Origin of the sequence: Yeosuana marina (genome assembly GCF_011762485.1) — a bacterium.
In the GTDB taxonomy this organism is placed as follows: Bacteria; Bacteroidota; Bacteroidia; order Flavobacteriales; family Flavobacteriaceae; genus Yeosuana; species Yeosuana marina.
The window spans coordinates 17,508-37,714 of record NZ_JAAKGI010000014.1 but is presented as its reverse complement, the minus strand read 5'-3'; the positions used below and the strand labels follow the sequence as shown (position 1 = coordinate 37,714).

At 31.4% G+C, this 20,207-nt stretch carries 21 protein-coding genes and 2 pseudogenes; 5 read left to right on the top strand and 18 right to left on the bottom strand.

The window, feature by feature from the left end:
- Window positions 1-122: 122 nt before the first annotated feature.
- The 3 genes from G5V56_RS11785 to G5V56_RS11775 all read right to left on the bottom strand — a co-directional run bounded on the left by G5V56_RS11785 (window position 123) and on the right by G5V56_RS11775 (window position 3,352).
- On the bottom strand, window positions 123-962 hold the full coding sequence (locus tag G5V56_RS11785; protein ID WP_166965224.1) for a universal stress protein: 840 nt from the start codon (window positions 960-962) through the stop codon (window positions 123-125).
- A 90-nt stretch (window positions 963-1,052) separates the two neighbouring features.
- On the bottom strand, window positions 1,053-2,111 hold the full coding sequence (locus tag G5V56_RS11780; protein ID WP_166965222.1) for a response regulator: 1,059 nt from the start codon (window positions 2,109-2,111) through the stop codon (window positions 1,053-1,055).
- Window positions 2,111-3,352 (bottom strand): sensor histidine kinase, encoded by a 1,242-nt coding sequence (locus tag G5V56_RS11775; RefSeq protein WP_166965220.1) that lies wholly within the window; start codon window positions 3,350-3,352, stop codon window positions 2,111-2,113. Before G5V56_RS11775 ends, G5V56_RS11780 begins: the two co-directional genes overlap by 1 nt.
- 174 nt (window positions 3,353-3,526) lie before the next feature.
- Here G5V56_RS11775 and trxA point away from each other — a divergent pair.
- The 4 genes and pseudogenes from trxA to G5V56_RS11755 all read left to right on the top strand — a co-directional run bounded on the left by trxA (window position 3,527) and on the right by G5V56_RS11755 (window position 6,338).
- A pseudogene (trxA, locus tag G5V56_RS11770) lies at window positions 3,527-3,825 on the top strand (thioredoxin).
- Window positions 3,826-3,995: 170 nt separating this feature from the next.
- Window positions 3,996-5,381: an OmpP1/FadL family transporter gene (locus G5V56_RS11765; protein WP_166965218.1), complete on the top strand. Its 1,386-nt coding sequence runs from the start codon at window positions 3,996-3,998 to the stop codon at window positions 5,379-5,381.
- Between the two features lie 209 nt (window positions 5,382-5,590).
- On the top strand, window positions 5,591-5,836 hold the full coding sequence (locus G5V56_RS11760) for a DUF6090 family protein (RefSeq protein WP_166965133.1): 246 nt from the start codon (window positions 5,591-5,593) through the stop codon (window positions 5,834-5,836).
- Window positions 5,820-6,338 carry a hypothetical protein gene (locus G5V56_RS11755; RefSeq protein ID WP_166965216.1) on the top strand — a complete coding sequence of 173 codons (519 nt, stop codon included), beginning with the start codon at window positions 5,820-5,822 and terminating at the stop codon, window positions 6,336-6,338. Before G5V56_RS11760 ends, G5V56_RS11755 begins: the two co-directional genes overlap by 17 nt.
- A gap of 36 nt (window positions 6,339-6,374) precedes the next feature.
- Here the strand turns inward: G5V56_RS11755 and G5V56_RS11750 are convergent, their stop codons facing one another.
- The 8 genes from G5V56_RS11750 to G5V56_RS11715 all read right to left on the bottom strand — a co-directional run bounded on the left by G5V56_RS11750 (window position 6,375) and on the right by G5V56_RS11715 (window position 13,457).
- On the bottom strand, window positions 6,375-7,028 hold the full coding sequence (locus G5V56_RS11750) for a Crp/Fnr family transcriptional regulator (protein WP_166965214.1): 654 nt from the start codon (window positions 7,026-7,028) through the stop codon (window positions 6,375-6,377).
- A 108-nt stretch (window positions 7,029-7,136) separates the two neighbouring features.
- The gene (locus tag G5V56_RS11745; protein ID WP_166965212.1) at window positions 7,137-7,754 is read right to left on the bottom strand and encodes a rhodanese-like domain-containing protein; all 618 of its coding nucleotides are present in this window, start codon (window positions 7,752-7,754) and stop codon (window positions 7,137-7,139) included.
- Between the two features lie 123 nt (window positions 7,755-7,877).
- Window positions 7,878-8,540 (bottom strand): rhodanese-like domain-containing protein, encoded by a 663-nt coding sequence (locus G5V56_RS11740; protein WP_166965210.1) that lies wholly within the window; start codon window positions 8,538-8,540, stop codon window positions 7,878-7,880.
- 17 nt (window positions 8,541-8,557) lie between these two features.
- Complete coding sequence (locus tag G5V56_RS11735; protein ID WP_166965208.1) at window positions 8,558-9,148, bottom strand: YeeE/YedE thiosulfate transporter family protein; 591 nt, start codon at window positions 9,146-9,148, stop codon at window positions 8,558-8,560.
- A 21-nt stretch (window positions 9,149-9,169) separates the two neighbouring features.
- Window positions 9,170-9,700, bottom strand: coding sequence for a YeeE/YedE thiosulfate transporter family protein (locus tag G5V56_RS11730; protein ID WP_166965206.1), 531 nt, complete (start codon window positions 9,698-9,700; stop codon window positions 9,170-9,172).
- An 11-nt stretch (window positions 9,701-9,711) separates the two neighbouring features.
- Window positions 9,712-10,671 carry an NrfD/PsrC family molybdoenzyme membrane anchor subunit gene (gene nrfD / locus G5V56_RS11725; RefSeq protein WP_166965204.1) on the bottom strand — a complete coding sequence of 320 codons (960 nt, stop codon included), beginning with the start codon at window positions 10,669-10,671 and terminating at the stop codon, window positions 9,712-9,714.
- 12 nt (window positions 10,672-10,683) lie between these two features.
- Window positions 10,684-11,217, bottom strand: coding sequence for a 4Fe-4S dicluster domain-containing protein (locus G5V56_RS11720; RefSeq protein ID WP_166965202.1), 534 nt, complete (start codon window positions 11,215-11,217; stop codon window positions 10,684-10,686).
- Window positions 11,214-13,457 (bottom strand): molybdopterin-containing oxidoreductase family protein, encoded by a 2,244-nt coding sequence (locus G5V56_RS11715; protein WP_166965200.1) that lies wholly within the window; start codon window positions 13,455-13,457, stop codon window positions 11,214-11,216. Before G5V56_RS11715 ends, G5V56_RS11720 begins: the two co-directional genes overlap by 4 nt.
- Before the next feature lie 183 nt (window positions 13,458-13,640).
- Here G5V56_RS11715 and G5V56_RS11710 point away from each other — a divergent pair, with 183 nt between their 5' ends.
- The gene (locus G5V56_RS11710) at window positions 13,641-15,530 is read left to right on the top strand and encodes a hypothetical protein (RefSeq protein WP_166965198.1); all 1,890 of its coding nucleotides are present in this window, start codon (window positions 13,641-13,643) and stop codon (window positions 15,528-15,530) included.
- Between the two features lie 4 nt (window positions 15,531-15,534).
- Here the strand turns inward: G5V56_RS11710 and G5V56_RS11705 are convergent, their stop codons facing one another.
- The 7 genes and pseudogenes from G5V56_RS11705 to mobA form a co-directional block, all read right to left on the bottom strand.
- Window positions 15,535-15,717 (bottom strand): putative signal transducing protein, encoded by a 183-nt coding sequence (locus G5V56_RS11705; protein WP_166965196.1) that lies wholly within the window; start codon window positions 15,715-15,717, stop codon window positions 15,535-15,537.
- A gap of 134 nt (window positions 15,718-15,851) precedes the next feature.
- Entirely contained in the window at window positions 15,852-16,859 is a 1,008-nt protein-coding gene (moaA, locus tag G5V56_RS11700; protein ID WP_166965194.1) for a GTP 3',8-cyclase MoaA, read from the bottom strand.
- Window positions 16,860-17,771: a bifunctional molybdenum cofactor biosynthesis protein MoaC/MoaB gene (moaCB, locus tag G5V56_RS11695; RefSeq protein ID WP_166965192.1), complete on the bottom strand. Its 912-nt coding sequence runs from the start codon at window positions 17,769-17,771 to the stop codon at window positions 16,860-16,862.
- 3 nt (window positions 17,772-17,774) lie between these two features.
- A complete protein-coding gene (locus tag G5V56_RS11690; protein WP_166965189.1) occupies window positions 17,775-18,218 on the bottom strand; it encodes a molybdenum cofactor biosynthesis protein MoaE in 444 nt (147 codons plus the stop codon).
- A pseudogene (moeB, locus tag G5V56_RS11685) lies at window positions 18,211-19,356 on the bottom strand (molybdopterin-synthase adenylyltransferase MoeB); the annotation flags it as partial. The pseudogene moeB and the gene G5V56_RS11690, both read right to left, overlap by 8 nt.
- Before the next feature lie 47 nt (window positions 19,357-19,403).
- Window positions 19,404-19,637: a MoaD/ThiS family protein gene (locus G5V56_RS11680; protein WP_166965183.1), complete on the bottom strand. Its 234-nt coding sequence runs from the start codon at window positions 19,635-19,637 to the stop codon at window positions 19,404-19,406.
- Window positions 19,621-20,205, bottom strand: coding sequence for a molybdenum cofactor guanylyltransferase (gene mobA / locus G5V56_RS11675; protein WP_166965180.1), 585 nt, complete (start codon window positions 20,203-20,205; stop codon window positions 19,621-19,623). The genes G5V56_RS11680 and mobA overlap by 17 nt, the downstream gene beginning before the upstream one ends.
- Window positions 20,206-20,207 lie beyond the last annotated feature (2 nt).

Sequence of the window (20,207 nt, the reverse complement as noted above, 5' to 3'; positions counted from 1 at the left end):
AAAGACAGAAAGCAATATCCTTCCAAAATTACTCTCTGTCTTAAAAATTGCTATAAAATAATAGCATAAAATTAAGTTCTTTAAATAAGAAAAAAAATGATAAATGTTAGCTTTGATATATTTTATTCGTGCAAAACTAAAAATGGAATATCTGTATGATAACTAATTTCTTTTACTGTAGGATGAAATAAAATACGTTGAAAGTAATTTAAATTTTTAGCAACCATGGTTATTAAATCAATATTGTGTTCCTCAACATAAGATTGAATTGCAGATTCAATGTGATTATTAGTTAAATGATGGAAGCTGTAATTATGATTTACGAAATGGTCTTCTAAATACCCTTTATTAATTTGTTGATCTAAATTTAATTTCCCTCCTTTTTTATTAATGTGCAAAACGCTAATTGAAGCATTATAAGCATCAAGTATTTCCAATACAGGCTTTAAAAGTTCTGATGAATAAAATGAAGAAAAATCAGTTGGAAAAGCAATTTCTTTAGGCTTTTTATATTTTGCATTTTCTGGGACTACTAATGTTGAACAGTGTATTCGCGTTATAACATCACCCGTATTACTTCCTATAATTAATTTTTTTAACCCTGAGGCGCCTTTTGTTCCCATTACAATCATGTCTATTTTATTTTCGGAAACATGCTTTCTAATTGAATCTATAAAATAATTATAATCTGTAAGTGTAAAAAATCTATTATTCCCTTTTAACTGTAAATTGCTAATGCGTTTTAAAAGTTCTTTTAATTTTGTTTTAGATGGTTTAACATAAGACTCATCTATAACTGTTTGTGCAGGTATATAAGTTCTATCAATATCTACAAGTGCATTGATAGTATTAACATGTAAAAAGTAAAAATTGCATGACTCCTTTTCAAAGAACTTAAGAGCATACTTAATAGCATTCCAAGAATTTTCTGAAAAATCGGTTGGGATTAAAATATTTTTCATTACCATACAACAACTAATTAAAAACAAAAATATGTTCAAGATATATCACAAAAAATGATATAAATCATATTTAGTTGGTATAGTAGCAACTTAATTTATTTGCTCAAGCTTTTTAATGTCTAATATTTTAATATTTCTAGCTTCAATTTCTATTAAACCCTCTTTTTTAAAACTCGATAAGGTTCTTATCAATGTTTCTGTTGCTATTCCTGCAACACTAGCTAAATCATTTCTTGAAATCTTTATAGGTTCTCCCGATTTATTGTTTAGTTTTTCTGCAAATTTAAGTATGGTAGATGCTGTTTTTTTGTTAACAGAACTATAGGCCATATCGAGGAGCTGATCTCTTGCTCCAGATAGGTCGTCAGTTAATAATTGAATAAGTTCTAAGGTTATTTTATGATTATTGTCTAAAATATCTTTTAATTCGTGCTTGGAAACACCTACTAACTCCACATCTTTTATGGCCATAGCAGATTCTTGGTATGGAATGTTTTGCATGAAAGAGGTGTATCCAAATAATTCGTCTTCTTGATATAAATTAGTTGTTAGTTCTTTTCCATCATGATCAAACTTAAAGTTTTTAACCACTCCTTTTCTTATTAAAAAAATAAAATTTGAATTATTGCCTTCTTCATAAATCAAATCACCTTTTGCATATTTAAATACTTTTCCATTATCATCAAAAAAGTTTTTTAAATCATTAAGAGTTCTTATTTCATCTTGCGAGTCTTCGGCGTTTTCATATGTTGGGTTTTCTAATTGTTGCTCTCTTAAAATAGCAACTTTAGCTATTCTACTTTCAATAGCACTTATAAGTTCTTCTTCATTAAATGGCTTGGTAATATAATCGTCTGCACCAAGATTCATGCCTTTTCTAATATCTTGTCGTTCTGTTTTTGCAGATAAAAAAATAAAAGGAATATGTTTAGTGATATCACTTTTTGATAATGCTCCTAACACACCGTAACCATCTAGTTCTGGCATCATTATATCACAAACAATAATATTTGGAATATATCTTTTTGCAACTTCTACTCCTACTCTTCCGTTTGAAGCCGTTTCTACTTGATATCCTGATAACTCTAATAGTTCAGCCGTATTTTCTCTTAAAACAACATCATCTTCTATTAATAGTACTTTTTTCATTATAGGGGTTTATTTGGTATGGTTATAGTAAATGTAGTTCCTTTATTTTCTTCGCTTACAAACTTAATATTTCCACCTAAATTCTCAAGGTGTGTTTTTACAATATTCAACCCAATACCTGTTCCTTGAGTTAGTAAGGCATTTTCAGCTCTAAAATAACGATTAAAAATATTCTTTTGATCTTTTTTAGGAATCCCAATACCTTTATCTTTTATATCAAATGTAGTTTTATCATAGTTTTGTCTCACATCTATTTCTATTTCTGTGTCTTCTGGCGAATATTTTATCGCATTGTGAACTAAATTTGATAATGCGAGCTCAACTATTTTTTCGTCTTGATATAAAGACATGTCATCAATATTATCTGGGTACTTGATTTTCTGACCTTGTTTTAATAATAAATTACAACTATAAACCACTTCGTTTAGCACTTTACTTAATTTGAAATCACTAAAATTATATTTAATTTTTCCAGTTTCTAGTTTATCGATTGATAAAAAGTCATTTAAAATATTATTTAAATAATGTACTCTATCTGTAATGGTCTTTAAATGCTTCTCGCGGTTTTCTTGCTGTTCTGTTAATTTATATTTCCCTAAAAGCATAGTAGATGTTAAAATACCACTTAAAGGTGTTTTAAACTCATGAGATACTAATGATAAAAACTTTGTTTTTAACTCATTAAGTTCAATCTCTTTTTGCAGAGCTATTTTAGTGTTTTTTTCGGCTTCAATACGTTTTATATTTTCAGCTTCTAATTCTGTATTTAAAATTTGTAATTTGTTAACAGCTTGACTTAACTCTTTTGTACGTTTTAAAACTTTTTCTTCTAATTGTGTATTTAACTCTAAAATTTGTTGTTCATGTCTCTTTCGTGCAGAAATATCAATTACAAGAGCCATAACATACTTTTTTTCTTGAAACTCAAAAGGGTTTAATCCTATTTCTAAAGGAAAAACAGTATTATCTTTTCTCAAACCATAAAGATCTCTTCCTAACCCCATTTTTCTACTTACATTCTGCTTTACAAACCCTTTGAAATATCCAGAATGCTTAGCATGATATTCTTTAGGAATTAACTCATTGATGTGTAAACCAATAAGTTCTTTATTGCCGTAGCCAAACATTTTTTCTACAGATATATTTGTAGCAACAACATTTTGTGAATTATTAACTACAATAACACCTTCAGAAACTGCTTCAAAAAGTATATTAAAAACATCTTGTTCCTTCTGAAACATTTACCCTTTTTATTGAAAATTTATTGATTAAAAATACAAAAAATAAACAAAGTTTCTATAAAATGACTAGTTGTGTTAGTATTTATATTATAATTTTAAATATTAAAAAAAACAGAACACTGTAACCTATTGATTAATAACTTTTTTTATAAATTTTAATTTAAATATTAAATCATGAAACAATCATTTAATACTATTGTTAACTCTAACAATCTCGTTCTTGTTGATTTTTTTGCAGATTGGTGTGGCCCTTGCAAAACACTTGCTCCTATTTTAAAAGATGTAAAAAAAGAACTTGGTGACGACAAAAAATTATAAAAATTGATGTTGATAAAAATCAAATGTTATCCTCAAAATACCAAGTAAAAGGAGTCCCAACGATGATTCTTTTTAAAAATGGCAAGCAACTTTGGAGGCAATCTGGAGTTGTAGATAAAAACAGTATAGTTTCTATTATAAAATCCCATTTTTAAATCAGGAATATTTACATATACTTAGCAATAAAAGAATGACAAATGTCATACAAATATAAAATTTACAAGCGTAAATTTGCATAAACTTTATTAACAAAAAATCATATTGAATCTTTTAGCCTCAAAAAATGGCTCAAATTTTTAAATATGTTTTTATAAATTTTCTAATCATGAAATCATTTTATTTAAAATTATTTTTTCTAAGCTTTTCTGCTGTAGCATTTTCACAAACAGGACACATTATGCAAGGTGTTGGAGCAGTTAACATGTCAATGGGTGGAGCTTCAACAGCACAACCCTTGGATATTTCAGGTGCATTACAATGGAATCCTGCTTCAATTTCAGTTTTTAACGAAAAAATCTTAAAATTCGATATTGGCTTATTTTCTGGGTCACCAAAATTATATTCAACATTTGGTCCATTTACAGGTTCTGCAGAGGACGACAAAGGTCTTTCTCCTATGCCAGCCTTAGCCATGGTTTGGGGAAAAGAAGGAAGCAAGCACACTTTTGGAGTTTCTGCATTTGGTATTAGTGGATTTGGTGTAGATTTTGCTGAAGATTTGAATTACCCACAAGATTTACTAGGAAACCCAAATCCAAATTTTAATCCAAACGAACCTACAAACCCTATTAATTTTCCACAATTTGCAGGCGGTTTTGGTAACCTATATTCAGATTATATGTTATTGCAAGTTGGTTTTACTTGGGCATATCAAGTTTCTGAAAAATTTTCAATTGGAGTTGAACCTACCATAAATTATGGAGCGTTAAAGATAGGTCCAAATCCATTAGCAAGACCTGATTTTACAGGAAAAGGATATCCAACAAGTGACAGAGCTGGATCAATTGGTTTTGGTGCTCAAATTGGTATGTTTTATGATACCCAGAGTGGATTTAAAATTGGAGCATCTTACAAAACTGAACAATATTTTGGAGACATGAAATTTGATAGTAAATATTTAGATGGTAGCAAAGCTCCTGAAGCTAAATTTACTATGAATTATCCTGCTGTATATTCTATTGGTATAGGATATTCTAAAACAAATTTCGATTTTGCTTTAGATTATCGTTATGTTGATTATGAAAATGCCGAAGGATTTGAAAAATCAGGTTGGGAAGTTGCAGATAATGGATTCCCAACAGGTGCAGTAAATGGTTTTGGATGGAAAAGTATAAGCATTATATCAACAGGTTTACAATATAAAGGCATTGATAAATTGCCACTAAGAGTTGGGTATACCTATAGTAGCAATCCAATTAATGAAGATGAAAATTTAACATTCTTCTCTATGCCAGCTACAGCAGTAATTGCACATGCCTTCCAATTTGGATTTAGTTATCCTATTAACGACAGCTTTAGTTTTGATGCTGTATATCATCATGGTATAAGTGATGGCAAAACTAAAGGGACAATGTTGAATCCAACTCCAGATGTTATGGGTGGATCATGGAATGCAGACACAAATCCTCTTGGAGCTATCCCAAGTTCTGTAAGTTATGATATGACTACTGATTTAGTTATGGTTGGTATTACTTATACATTTAATAAATAAAATGAATGGACGGCTGTTGTTTTAAACAACACAAACTTTTATAAACAGTTTACAACTAATAAAACCCAGAGAAATATTTCTCTGGGTTTTTACTTATAATCAAATTGTATTTGTAAGCATTTATGTATATTTGAGTTTATTTATATTAGAATATAACTACTAGTTTATATATTCTGATGTTGTGCTTCATATTAACCAACCACTAACCAATGATAACATTCTTTAGAAAAATCAGACAAGGATTGCTGACTGAAAATAAATTCAGCAAATATTTGCTTTATGCAATTGGAGAAATAATTCTTGTAGTAATAGGAATTTTAATTGCACTACAAATTAATAATTGGAACGAAACAAATAAAAATAGACAACAAGAGCTAATAATTCTTGAAAATATTCTTCAAGACTTAAAAAATGATAAAGTTGGGTTAAATAACATAATTGAGAAGAAAAAGTAAGGTTGCCTCTGCAGAATTAATGGTAAGCTATTACAACGGATTAAAAATAAAAAAGCTATCTGATTATTATTTCAATTGGACAAATGTACTCTATTGGGAAGCTCATAATCCAAGAAATATTGCATTTAAAGAATTGGTTAATTCGGGGAATGTATCAATAATTAAGAACGCGAATATTAGAAACTCACTTCTTGAAATTAATGCTTCATACGATGAATTATTTGAGGTTAGACAGCATATGTATGATGATTATACTCTTTATTTATATAGTCCATATTCTGAAATAATAAATTATGAAGATGGCATTAAAGTTTGGGCTAATCCCAATATAGAAATAGAATTATCCGAAGAAGATGTTGTAATTGCTTTGAAAAATAAGGCAATAAAAAATGGATTTACCCTAGCATCCTTTAATAATAATTTACTAAAAGACCAACTGATTCAAATATTGAAAAATGTTGAATTAACGATTACATTAATTGAAAAAGAAATTAAAAAATAACAAAAGCACAACAAAGAACTGAGCTAAAATCTTTACTTAATCCAACCTTAAGACCTTTATTTTATTTCTTGTCGAGATAATTTTTCCCTCATCTTGTAATTGTTTCATGATTCTGGTAATCACAACTCTTGATGTATTCAGATCATTTGCAATTTCTTGATGTGTAATTTGTATCGTTTTTTTATTAGATCGATTAGCTTTTTCTACCAAGTATTTAATTAAGCGTTCGTGCAAACCCTTAAATGCTAAATCATCAATAGACTCTAACATTCCCATCAACCTAAAATGATAACTATCTATGATATAACGTCTCCATGATTTGTATTTTACAAGCCACTCATCAATCTTATCAACAGGAACAAAAACAGCTTCCAAATCTGACTCTATTAGAGCTTCAAAAACACTTTTCTTAGTTTCTATACAGTTAATAAATGAAATAGCGCAAGTGTCTCCAGGTTTTAAATAGTACAAGGCTAGTTCTCCACCTTCTTTTGCTTGCCTAATGACTTTAACAGCTCCTTCAAAAATTAAAGGGATATGGGTCAAATCATCCCCAATATCAACTAAGAGTTCTCCTGCTTTAATTTTATCAAAGTTACCAATTTCAAGAATTTGCTTGATGAGTTCTTCTTCAAAAATTGGTGAATAATATTTTATAAATTTTTCACGAAGAATTTTATCGTTTCTCATCAGAAATGGTATTAAAAATTATTTTAACAAAAAGAAAAAAAGGACCTCAAATAAAGTAGGTCCTTTTGTATATATTTAAACATCATTTTTTTATAACTTTAAAAACTATTAGCACCCACCTTCAACCGGCTTTTTCTTTTTCTTTTTAACCGTTATTATTTTTTTTGGTGCTGGTTGTACTTTTTTAATAACAGTAGAAGATGAATTTGAGTTTTTAATGGATTCATCTATGAAAGCTTTAATATCTGCAATAGGTTTCTCAATATTTACAGTATTTGCAACCAACTTATTTTGCAAGTAACTAATATCTACAGATAATAACTTAACATTATCAAACCCTAATTGATAGAGCATTAAAAAAGGGATATTAGCTTCTTCTGGCGTTTTACCATAGATAACCACTGTTTTTTTTGAATCTTTTAACTCAATAAATATTGATTGGTTCTCTTCACTTAAAATCTCAGGTGAAGGCATATTAATGGCATCTACCAAATGTCCTTTTTCGTATTCATATTGGCTTCTTACATCAATTAGCACTATATCTGGTTTATTGATTTCATTAAATGCCATTAGATAATCATTGTCCACTAATTTTTCCAAAGTGTCTTTGGTATTTATAGCATACATATTTTTAGGCCGTTCAAACGTTAAAACACCTATAATTACTGCTAGTATAAAAAGTGTTGAAGCAATCGATATACGTTTTACTTTTTCTAATTCTTTCATCTGTTTTTAATTTATTGTTTTAGAAGTAAGATGTAATGTCCTTTTTAAATTATCCATACCTATTTTTATAGCGATGGAAATAAAATTTATAATAGACATTTCATAACTTATAACGTTTTAAAATCAACAACCACCTTCAGCGGCTCTTTTCTTTTTCTTTTTAACTGTAATCACTTTTTTTGGAACAGGAACATTTAAATTAGAGTCTTCTGCCGTCATCTGATCTGGATACATAACTCCAAAAAACATACTAGCTGCTTTTCTTGTTGAATACAATTTATATTCTTCTGTAGACATTGTCTCTGTTGGTTCTGTTGGGTTAATAATAGTTGTAAACCATTTATTAATACCTCCATTTAAAACCCGAAGGTTTTTATAACCCAATCTGTCACACAATACCCAAGCTTGATCTGCATAAAAATTATCGTTTGAATAAAATATGACATCAAATTGATTTTGATTTAAATAGCCTTCAAAATCTTGATCTAATAAGTTTTGTAATGGAATATTTAAAGCATTAGGAAGTGAATAGTTATTATAACTATCCTCATCTCTTACATCAATTAATATAAATGAAGGATCCTGATTTATTATTTTATCAGCTAATTGATCTGTTGATATATATCTTTCAGGACTAATAGCATTACTTAATAATTGCTCAGATTTAATTCCTTTCTGCTTTTGATATTTTGGTAATACAACCAGTCCGCCTGCTAGCAAAACAAGAATTAATGCAAGAATTTTATATCTGAAAGATAAAACCTTGGCTACCGTTTTTTTAACCATCCTAATTTATTATTTAATTAATAAAATATTTTTTTAACTCGTTTTCTAACCATATCTGATACTGCAAATGCAACAACAGCAATAATGGAAAAACCAAATATGATCCAATACGGATTCCAATTAAATGAATCCATTAAGGTTATATTTCCTAAAAAATCTCCATCATAAATAGGTTCAAAGAATGAATATAGTTCAGAAAAAATAAATACGCCTACCATAATTCCAAGTACATAAATCCAAGCATCTAGTTTACCTATAGCAACTGCGCATAAACTTGTTCCTGGACAAAAACCACCCGCAACAAAGCCTACTCCCATAATAATACCACCAACTATTGCTCCCCATAAATATGTAGGGTGAACATATAACTGACTAACGTCTAAATAGCCCAGGTAGTCCATATAATAAATACCTATTACAGAAACTGCTGCTGCAGTAAAAAATACTTTTAACACGGCAAAATCGTAACCGTAAAATACACCAGCAAGTTTTCTTGATGATGAAAATCCTGAAGATTCTAAAACGAATCCGAAACAAATACCAATAAAAATGGCTATGATACTATCCCACTCCATTGAGATTATACCGTTAGGAATTAAAGGTCCCATAATTTTATTTTTTAATTTAATTTAAATCCAATTTTTTCTAAAGAAATAAGCAAAGGCATAAGCCGATCCAAAAATGGCCAACATGGTTATAAATCCGCCTGTTGATAATACTGCCATTCCACTAAGTGCTGCACCACTGGTACAGCCTCTAGCAATTTGAGCTCCTAGTCCAAACATTATTCCGCCGCCAAGAGCAAAAACAAGTCGTCGTTTACTTGTTATTTTTGGAGAATGTTGAACTCTCCATCTAATTCTACCAGCTAATCCTCCAGATATAAATGCGCCTATTAAAACACCTAATGCTTCAAAAACTAACCAAGTGTTCATTGGTGTATCTTCTTCACTTATAAACTTACTGTAATAAGCATTATTTTCAGCATGTGTTGGAGCTACTTCATCAACTATTGCAACGACGCTACTCTTCATAGCACCACTTGCTCCCAAGCCTCTTCCTGTTAAATAAAAGGTGAAAATGATTATAATCCCTAATAAGAACCCACCAAAATATGGATTCCAATACACATGACTATTTGTTTTGTTGTCTGTCTTCATAATTTATAATTTTAATAAAGATATCTAGTTAACTGACCTGCTTCTATCATGACAAATCTAAAAATGAGTCCGCCAATAATTACCAAGAGTGCTGGTACTACAACAGGCACTTTATAACCTATAAGTTCTATTAATTCTAGTATTGCAGGTACTAATAACCCTAATAAAACTACAAAGCCAAAGAACATTAACGTAAAATCTCCTCCTACAAGTAGTTCCATCGCTTCTAATTGTACTTGAGAGCCTGCATAATAGCCCATAATCATATGAACAATTAAAGCTAATTCAACAATAATTAACCCTAAGTCGATTCTGCCAAATAAATGTCTTTCTTGGACGCTCTTTGATAACAAGATGATAGCTGCAGCTCCTGTTGAAAGTCCAGAGGTTAAAAACAACGGACCAAGAATAGCATTATTCCAAAGTGGTCTGGCATTAAAAGCAGATAGTAAAATACCTGTATAAACACCAAGTATTAAAGATAAAGGAATTAATGCGTAAGCGATATTTATTCTATTTTTAATAACAAACGCTTCAAATGTATTCAAGAATTTAAATCGTCTAAACAGATTTAATTTAGATTCGATATTCCCAAAAGATTCTCTATAATAACTAAATGTCCAAAGAAATGATAAAGGTGTTACAATTAATAATACCCAAGCGCCCCATGACATTGGAGACTCAATTCTAAATGTTGTGTATAACTGCCAAGTAAATAATGGATGTGTTAAATCGTAAACCAAAGCCAATAAACCTAATGACAAGGCGATTGGAGGAATAATAGAAGTTATTTTAACAGCTGCCGGATAGTCTTTATCCTTACCTAAAACATAAAATAGCGCTGCAAAAAACAAGATTCCTGCTGCTAATCCACCTAAAAATAAATAGACAGCAATTGGCCAATGCCATATTTCTAATGAAGGATCTATATGTGGAATATGTCTCCCGCTTGTAAATAATTCTTCTTGCATAATATTGATACTTTAAATTAAGTAAAATACATGAGGATTAGTTCCTGCTTCAGGTGCTAACGTTTTGTATTTTCTGTTTTTTAATAATTGTGAAACTTCGCTATTAGGATTATCTAAATCTCCAAAATACATACACTTTGTAGGACAAACAGACACACAAGCTGGAAGCTGACCTTTTTCTAATCTATGATGACAGAATGTACATTTATCTACATAGCCATCAGGATGCTGATAACGTGCATCGTAGGGACAAGATTCAATACAAGCTCCGCAACCAATACATTCATTAGCCGTTACTAAAACAACACCACCCTCAACAATATGGCTTGCACCTGTTGGACAACATCTAACACATGGCGCATTATCACAATGATTGCAACGTTCTGATTTTAATTCTAACTCTACACTTGGATATGACCCATTTACAGTTTCTGTAATCCAGTCTCTACAATACCCATGTGGTACGTCATTTTCTGTTTGACAAGCCACAACGCAATCACTACATCCGACACATTTTAAAGTGTCTATTACCATTGCATATCTCATATCTCTGAAGTTTTATGTGGGTTTTCAGTTAATATTGAAACAAAATTACCTCGAAGTCCAGTACCTCCCATAATTGGATCAATAACTGTTTGTGAAATTAATTCGGTATCACTTACTCCTTTACCAAAGGCTCTTGATAGTTTTTTGTCGTTATGACCAAATCCATGATACATATATACAGAATCCCATCTTATTCGTTCTGTTATTCTAACTTTTATTGAAAACGTAGATACAATACCATCTTGATTTTTTAACCAGACTTCTTGATATTTTTTCAATCCAAGTATTCTAGCCACTTTAGGATTTACCCAAAGCGTATTTTCACTTTTTAAATCACTTAAATTTGGATTATTTATCGTTCTACTAAAGGTATGCATAGGCGATCTTCCATAGTTTAACCTATAAAAACCTTGTGGTGGTTCTGGATGCCTTGTATAAACCGGCATAGGGTCAAATCCTTTATTTGCCAACTGTTGTGAATAGAATTCGATTTTTCCACTTGGTGTATAAAATTCATACTCTTGTCCTTCTTCTAAAAATAATGGACCAGATGTTCTTTCAAAGTTTTTTACACCTATCTTTTTCATTTCATCTAAAGAAGTTCCCAATTTATTAAGCTGCCATTCAATAACTTCTTCAAAATCATTGTAATTAAAATAATCTCCTAAGCCTAAGCGTTCTCCAATTTGTTTACTAATCCACCAAGCTGGTTTAGAATCGTATTTAGGCTTAACAGCAGGGACTCTAACGGCTATAGAAGGCGTTCTGTTAGTTGCTGACCTTATACCATCGTATCGCTCTAAATACGTGCACTCTGGAAGAACTACATCAGCATACCCTGTAATTTCCATTGGCATGGTATCAATAACCACTAAAAACTCAACTTCATTAATGGCTTGTATTGTTTTTTCACGTTCTGGTAAGGTATTTATCAAATTAGTTCCTGCAACCATCCACGCTTTTATTGGATAGTCACTTTCTTCACTTTTCAGTGTTGCTTTTACTATTTCAGACGTAATACCCATTTGAGCAAACGGATATTTCTCTCCAATTTCTTCCCAACCCCATTTTGGTTCTGGATACTCTGGATGAGGAAATTTAGGAACTTTAAGACTTTCTTTAAAATAAAAACCTCCTCTGTTACCCCATGAGCCTAACAAACCATTTAAAATTGCTATGGCACGTTCACGTTGTGAATCATCTCCATACCAAACTACATGTCTTCCTGGATGAACAATTACCGACGGTGCAGCTGCAGCCATAATACGTGCTGTTTTTCTAATTTCGTCTGGTTTTATGGTTGTAATGCCATAGGCCCATTCTGGTGTAAATGGTTTTACATGTTGTTTTAATTGATCAAATCCTAAAGTATATTGTTCAACATACTTTTTATTATATAAGCCTTCTTCTATCAAGACGTGCATCCATGATAATAATAAAGCGATATCCGTTGCCGGTTTAATTGCTAACCAGTGTTTTGATTTACTCGCTGCTGTTGATAATCTTGGATCAACCGTAATGATTGTTGCTCCATTATCAATAGCGTCTGACATTTCTTGAACTTGAGAATTATGCATATTCTCACCAATATGAGAACCTATAAGCACTAAACATTTAGTATCCCTTATGTCTGTTGGTTCGGGAGATCCTACCCAAGACCCAAAGGTTAATCCAAATCCGGTCTCCCTTGGTCCTCTACATTGTGCGTACGCGGGTTCTGCAATCGTATCAGATCCATAGGCTTTAAACAAATGTTCTAAATGACTTCCTGGTGAACCGTGTTTAAGCAATGCAAACGACTCAGGACCGTACATTTCTTTAATATCTTTAAATTTTGAAGCTATTAAATCAAGGGCTTCTTCCCAACTTGCCTCTCTATAGGTTTCTTCACCGTTAATTGTAGTTCTAATTAATGGAGTTTTTAATCTGTCCTCGTCACTATACATACCTACACCACCTGTTCCTCTTGGGCAAAGGCGTCCGTTACAGTGTGTATCATCTTCATTTCCTATAATTTTTTTAATAGAGCCTTCTTCATCAGTATAAGCCCAAGCAGCACATTTCCAAAAGCATACTTCGCAATAGGTAGCAGATCTTATAAATTTTTTAGCAATGTTTTCTTTAACAGCGGCATCTAAATAGGAATTTACACCAAACATTTTAAATGCACTGGAAGTTGTTGCTAATCCTCCTAAACCTAAGGCAGAAATTTTAATAAATTTTCGTCTTGAAGTGGTCATAACTTTAAATGTTTTTACAGCAGTAAAGATATTTGTAAAAGCGTTTTAATAGTATGATAAATGTCATAAAATCAATGTTTTATATGTAACATTTGTTACACAAGTCTAAAAAAATTAATGTATCAGTAGGTTTTAAATAATTTGCATTTTAAAATGTTGTAACTTTGAATAACAACTCATTTAATGAAAAAAAAACACTTCATATTTGGCCTTTTTTCAGTGGTTATTTTACTGATTTTTATAGCGTTATATTTATTTAAAAGCGATATTTTTAAATCTGTTATTAATTCCGAAACTAACTATACTGATATTAAAGTAGGTAAAAATGAATCTTGTTTACAGTGTCATCAAAACACAACAGGCTACTCAAATTATCATAATCCAGAACTTATAGGTTGTTCTAGTTGCCATTTAGGAAATATTACTTCTACGAATAAAGAAGTCGCTCACAAAGGCATGATTTTGATTCCTGGCAACCTTTCTGATGCTAAACAAACTTGTGGAAAATGTCATGTAGAAGAATTAAATAAAATTAACTCTTCGTTAATGACTTCCAATAGTGGTATTGTGGCTATTGATAAATTCGTTTTTGGTGAAGCAGATGACCCCAATCATCAATTTCATATAAAAAACCTAAAAAATTCTGCAGCAGATAAACATTTAAGAGATTTATGTGCCAATTGCCATTTAGGTGCTGAAAAAACAGAATATGGTGAAATAACTCAATTAAGTCGTGGTGGTGGCTGTAATGCTTGTCACTTAAATTATTCGGTTGAAGCTAAAAATGATTTTGAAACTTATTTAACTTCCAACAAAAAGGAATTACCAAAATTTCATCCTTCAACTAATATTTTTGTTAATAACACCCATTGTTTTGGCTGCCATAGCAGATCTAGTAGAATTTCAACAAATTATGAAGGCTTACAAGAAACCTTACTAAACGAAGAAGATATTATCAATAATAATGACTACACTGTTTTAGAAGACAAGCGCGTTTATAAACATATGGAAGACGATGTACATCATGCCAAGGGATTATTATGTATTGATTGTCATTCATCTCATGAAGTTATGGGGACTGGGAAAAATTATACTCATGAAGAGGATGCTGTAGCTTTACAATGCAGCGATTGCCATTTTAAAGAACAGCCTAATACCATTCCTTATGATTCCTTAGATACTGAAAGTCTTTTGGTGTTTTTACATCGGGACTATAGCCATTCTGATAAAGAGATTATAGTTGCTAAAAAAGATGGTCATCCATTAGTGAACACCTACATAGATTCTACTGGAAATGCCTTTTTAATTAGTAAAAACGATGGTAGTTTACATCCTTTAAATCCACAATCAGAGGTTTGTTCAAGAGATATAGCGCATCAAAATGTAACTTGTAGCGCGTGCCATTCGTCATGGACGTCCCGTTGTATTGGGTGCCACAACCAATATGATGCCAACGAACCCAGAGCTTTTGATTTATTAGATAAAACATATGTAATAGGACAATGGAAAGAATATGTTGCCGAATTTTCATCGTCCCAACCAGCATTAGGGGTTAGAGAACACGATGGAAAAAACAGTATTGAGCCAGCGATTCCCGGAATGATTTTAACGATTGATAAAGGAAGTTTTGTTGGTAAACCAGATACTGATGTTTCTTTCCACAGACTCTATGCCCCTAATTCGCCTCATACTACCACAAAAGAGGTTAGAGATTGTAAATCGTGTCACGCCAATTCTGCTACTTTAGGTTTTGGCATGGGCTCTTTAGTTTACGATATGAATGAAGGAAAAGGAACTTGGATTTTTACTCCTGAATACGCGTTGAACCCTAATGATGATTTACCCGAAGATGCATGGATTCCATTCTTGAAAAACGTTAACAAAGATGTTGTTAATTCAACCAGAACCGATTTTAGACCTTTTAATGTTGAAGAACAAAAACGGATGCTTTTGGTTGGTGCCTGTTTGCAATGTCACAAAGATGATTCTAAAGTAATGAAACAAACTTTAGAATTTGGATTAGAACCTATTTTAAGAAAGAAAACGAATGAATGTGTTTTACCAGAAAAGTGATTTTTTAATAGTTTTCTAGTTCTCCCATTATTTCTCTCGCTTTTTCTAGATCTAAACTTGAAACTTGCAGTTCAACCTCAAATGTTGGCATATAATTCATTACCTGAGTTGTAAACTGATTTTTTAAGAAACATGGTATTCCTTCAAATTCTAATCTACTTTTCAGAACTAATAAATCTGACTCCAAATGAGAACTTTTAATTGTAATAAAATCCATAATATCCTTAATAAATTTTATCAGATACTTTAAAATTCATCTTATTAAATATAATAACTTTTTTAATATAATGATTATCGATTTATAAACTCACAAAACAAATCTTACCCACCAATAGTAATCATACTTCGGTTATTATTATGACGTTTTGGCTCTTGCAATTTTTCTAAAGTATCCATGCCGCCTCTAACTTTTAATTTATTTTGGACGGCTTTTTGAATAATCGGTTCAATAGATTTCCCTTTTCGAAGGGTGGTTAACAAATCAGATTCTGAAGAAGAAAATAAACAGTTTTTTAAGTGTCCGTTAGCGGTTAGCCGAAGTCTGTTACAAGAATCGCAAAACGGATTGGTTACCGAACTAATAATTGCAAAACTTCCTTTATACCCTTTAATTTTATAGTTTTTAGCTGTGTCATTTGAAGCATCTTGTAAGCGTTCAATAGTTTCTTCTGGAAAAGATGCGTTAACATAGGTCATTACTTCAGCATAAGACACCATATTGCTTAAATCCCATTTATTACCATCAAAAGGCATAAACTCAATAAAACGTATAGAGACTGGCAACTCTTTTGTTAGGTTGATAAAATCAATAATCTCATCATCATTAACACCACGCATCAATACGGCATTAATCTTCACGTTAAAACCTTCTTTTACCAAGAGTAAGATGTTGTTATAAACCACCTCAAATTGATCTCTGAGGGTTATTTTTTTAAACTTTTCTTTTACTAAAGAATCTAAACTCACATTAATATTGTTGACACCATATAACTTTAACGTATCAATAAATTTATGAATGATAATAGCATTGGTTGTTATTGATAATTCAACAGGTAAAGACGCTAATTTTTCTAAAACAAAAGGGATATCTTTTCTAATTAGAGGTTCGCCTCCAGTTAAGCGTATTTTAGTAACACCATGTTTAACAAATGTTTTGGCTATGTCATAAACCTCTTCATACTTCATGATATGGCTTTTAGGCGTTAGTTGAACACCTTCTGCCGGCATACAATAGAAACAGCGAAGATTACAACGCTCTACTAAAGAAATTCGTAAATATGTATGGTCTCGACCATGTGAATCTTGTAATATGTTATTTTTATTTGTCATTTAGTCGTGTCTAGCACCTTTTAATATTCTGAAAATATGTAAAACGGATGGAAAAATAGCATCCATAGATTCTTTTGCTCCGTTTGTTGATCCTGGCAACCCTAAAATTAACGTATTTTTTAAAGTTCCTGCGATGCTTCGCGATAACATTGAAAATGGCGTTCTATCTTGTCCGTAATTGCGGATAGCTTCTTCAATACCAGGAATTCTTCTGTCTAAAATAGACAATAACGCTTCAGGTGTGACATCTCTACTCGATAATCCTGTTCCGCCTGTATAGATAATTAAATCGATTCCCTGTTGTTGAAATAGGTTTGCCTTTTCTTGAATACTATCAATTTCGTCTGGAATAATAATGTAGTTGGAAATTTTAACATCACATTCCTCTAGTTTTTTAATAATAGCTTTGCCCGCTTTGTCTTCTTTTTGTCCTGCTGAAATAGTATCAGAGCAAACTATCACAGCTGCTGTTAAATTCTTTCTAAATTTATCTGTAAAGTCTGATTTACCACCTTTTTTGTTAAGCAGTTTTATGTGATGAATTTCGATGCCTTTGTCAATTGGCTTTAGCATATCATACATGTTTAATGCGACTACGCTAGCTCCATGCATTGCTTCTACCTCTACTCCCGTTTTGTAAATCGTTTTTACAGTAAACAAAACCGTTATTTCCAACCCCTTTATTTCATATTCAACACTGGTGTATTCAATCGGTAACGGATGACAATCGGGCAAAATATCAGGAGTTCTTTTAACACCTAATAAGCCCGCTGCTTTACTCATGGCAAACACATTTCCTTTTGGAACGGTATCGTTTTTAATTGCCTCAATCGTTTCAATCTTGCTAACTTTTACAATGGCTTGTGCCATTGCTGTTCTTAATGTGGAACTCTTATGCGTGATATCGACCATAACTTAATTATTAACTTTCCATTGATGTGAATTATCTTCAAAAATCTCTTTTCCAAAGACCGGTACATTTGCTTTTATTTCTTCAACAATAAATTCTAAAGCATCAAAAACTGTTTTTCTATGTGGTGACGATACAAAAACGAACAAGCAAATTTCTCCAACATTTACAGTTCCTAAACTATGATAAATATGCATACAGGTAAGTTCGAATTTTTCAAAGGCTGCTTCTCGAATCTCATGAAATTTTGCATTTGCCATGTCTTCATAAGCTGTATATTCTATAGCTGAGACAGTTTTATTGTTCACTAAATCTGCCCTAACCTGACCTAAAAAGATATTATGGGCACCAATACTTGTTTTGGTTTGATGTTTGGCTATTGAATTACCTATAAATTCAGATGAAATAGCACCTTTAATAAAAACATTTTTAGATTTTTTATCACTCATTTGTATTCTTTTTATGAGTCATTGAATTTGAATGGATTGCTTCAGTTGTTCCTCCTTCGCAATGACGGTTATTTAAAATTTCAATTATTTCTGAAGCACCTTCATTAATACTATAACAATCTTGAATATTATGTTTATTTAAAATGAAAACTGCCATTTTACATCTTATTCCTGACTGACAAAAAACAGCTTTTTTCTTATCTTTATCTATTAAATCTAAATGCTCTAAAAATGAACTTAAAGGAATATTAGTAACAGAAATACCTTCTACCTTTGGTTGTTCATGAACTTCTCTTACATCAATAAATTGAACGTTTTCTTGGTTCAAAAATTCCTTAATAGAACCTTCAAAATTTTCAACCTTACAAACAGAATCCATTTTTCGTTTATTGAAATCATCCTTATTTTTTAGAATGCTTTGAATTTCCTCGTCTAATCTATTTACTTTTATTGTAAAAGTTTTATTAGTTAACGCATCATAACACAATAACTTTCCTGAAAGCACCTCGCCAATTCCTAAAATTATTTTAAGCACTTCATTAGCTTGCATGGTTCCAATAATCCCAGGTAACACACCTAAAACGCCTACTTCTGAACAATTTGGAACCTCTCCTTGTTTAGGTATCTTTGGAAACGCACATCTGTAAGTTGGACCATTATTATAATTAAAAACTGCTACTTGACCTTGAAATTTAAAAATTGCTCCAAATACTAATGGTTTATTGGTGATGACGCAGGCATCATTAATCAAATAACGCGTTTCAAAATTATCGGTTCCATCCACAATAATATCGTATTCATTGAATAACTCAATCGCATTTTGAAAGGTTAATTTTTCTGGATATGAAATTATTGTAATGCTGTTATTCAAGTCTAATAATCTATGTTTTGCGGCATCAGCTTTATTTTGTCCTAAAGAAGATGAACCAAACAACACTTGACGTTGAAGGTTAGACGTTTCAACCACATCAAAATCAATAATACCAATCGTTCCAACACCAGCCGCTACAAGGTATTGCAAAACCGGACAACCCAATCCGCCAGCGCCAACCACTAAAACCTTGGCTTTAGAAAGTTTGTTCTGGCCCGTTTGACCAATTTCTGAAAGTATAATATGTCGGTTATATCTATCCATAAATTCCTGCGAAAGCGGGAATCAAATCCTGCTTTAGCTTCATATTTTTATTATCCACCAGAAAAAGGTGGTAGCAAAACAATTTCGTTACTGAGTAATTTCGCTTCAACTGGCACTAACTCCTGATTTTGTGCCACTTGAAATTCTTTATTTTTCAAATTAGGATACTTTACAAATAACAATTCTAATAATTCTGAAATAATATTTCCTGAAAAATCAATTGTCTCTTCTTGACAATTAGTGACTTCGGTTAGCAATCCGAAATATTTAATTTTTATCAACATGTTCTATTTCTTTTAATTCTTCAGGTGTGTTAATGTTTGTTGTAAATACATCACATTCAGGGTTCAATTCTATATTTTTTACTATACACTGATTAAGAGCAACATGCAAACGGCGTTCATCATTCTGCAAAAGATTATAAAATATGGTTTCACAACGTTTTTTATACAATGCTATCAATGGCATTGGCTTACCATCACTTAAAATTTGAACAATATCGGCATCACCATCTTGTGCGTTAATTAGCATTTCTAAGATACTTGTTTTAATGAACGGAATATCACAACTTAACACCAAATTATAATCGGTTTTTGAATGACTTAATCCAGAATAAATACCTGCTAAAGGACCTGAATTTTTAATAACATCTTCAACTCGTTTCAACTTAAAAGCATCATAATCTGCATTATTGGAAACAATCATCATTTGAGATACCAAAGGTTTCATTGCTTCAATGCTATATTCAACAAATGATTTTCTATTTAGCTTCAAAAATCCTTTGTCTGTTCCCATTCTGGAGCTTTTTCCACCTGCTAAAATAATACCAGTTATGTCTTTTTTATCTATCATGA

Excerpts from the sequence above, each read along its gene's own strand:
- G5V56_RS11715 (WP_166965200.1), bottom strand. The coding sequence starts at position 13,457 with ATGACCACTTCAAGACGAAAATTTATTAAAATTTCTGCCTTAGGTTTA.
- G5V56_RS11690 (WP_166965189.1), bottom strand. The coding sequence starts at position 18,218 with ATGAGTGATAAAAAATCTAAAAATGTTTTTATTAAAGGTGCTATTTCA.
- G5V56_RS11710 (WP_166965198.1), top strand. The coding sequence starts at position 13,641 with ATGAAAAAAAAACACTTCATATTTGGCCTTTTTTCAGTGGTTATTTTA.
- moaA (WP_166965194.1), bottom strand. The coding sequence starts at position 16,859 with ATGACAAATAAAAATAACATATTACAAGATTCACATGGTCGAGACCAT.
- G5V56_RS11730 (WP_166965206.1), bottom strand. The coding sequence starts at position 9,700 with ATGAAGACAGACAACAAAACAAATAGTCATGTGTATTGGAATCCATAT.
- G5V56_RS11775 (WP_166965220.1), bottom strand. The coding sequence starts at position 3,352 with ATGTTTCAGAAGGAACAAGATGTTTTTAATATACTTTTTGAAGCAGTT.
- G5V56_RS11780 (WP_166965222.1), bottom strand. The coding sequence starts at position 2,111 with ATGAAAAAAGTACTATTAATAGAAGATGATGTTGTTTTAAGAGAAAAT.
- G5V56_RS11740 (WP_166965210.1), bottom strand. The coding sequence starts at position 8,540 with ATGGTTAAAAAAACGGTAGCCAAGGTTTTATCTTTCAGATATAAAATT.
- G5V56_RS11765 (WP_166965218.1), top strand. The coding sequence starts at position 3,996 with ATGAAATCATTTTATTTAAAATTATTTTTTCTAAGCTTTTCTGCTGTA.
- G5V56_RS11680 (WP_166965183.1), bottom strand. The coding sequence starts at position 19,637 with ATGTTGATAAAAATTAAATATTTCGGATTGCTAACCGAAGTCACTAAT.
- mobA (WP_166965180.1), bottom strand. The coding sequence starts at position 20,205 with ATGATAGATAAAAAAGACATAACTGGTATTATTTTAGCAGGTGGAAAA.
- G5V56_RS11735 (WP_166965208.1), bottom strand. The coding sequence starts at position 9,148 with ATGGGACCTTTAATTCCTAACGGTATAATCTCAATGGAGTGGGATAGT.
- G5V56_RS11760 (WP_166965133.1), top strand. The coding sequence starts at position 5,591 with ATGATAACATTCTTTAGAAAAATCAGACAAGGATTGCTGACTGAAAAT.
- nrfD (WP_166965204.1), bottom strand. The coding sequence starts at position 10,671 with ATGCAAGAAGAATTATTTACAAGCGGGAGACATATTCCACATATAGAT.
- G5V56_RS11720 (WP_166965202.1), bottom strand. The coding sequence starts at position 11,217 with ATGAGATATGCAATGGTAATAGACACTTTAAAATGTGTCGGATGTAGT.
- G5V56_RS11750 (WP_166965214.1), bottom strand. The coding sequence starts at position 7,028 with ATGAGAAACGATAAAATTCTTCGTGAAAAATTTATAAAATATTATTCA.
- G5V56_RS11745 (WP_166965212.1), bottom strand. The coding sequence starts at position 7,754 with ATGAAAGAATTAGAAAAAGTAAAACGTATATCGATTGCTTCAACACTT.
- G5V56_RS11785 (WP_166965224.1), bottom strand. The coding sequence starts at position 962 with ATGAAAAATATTTTAATCCCAACCGATTTTTCAGAAAATTCTTGGAAT.
- moaCB (WP_166965192.1), bottom strand. The coding sequence starts at position 17,771 with ATGGTCGATATCACGCATAAGAGTTCCACATTAAGAACAGCAATGGCA.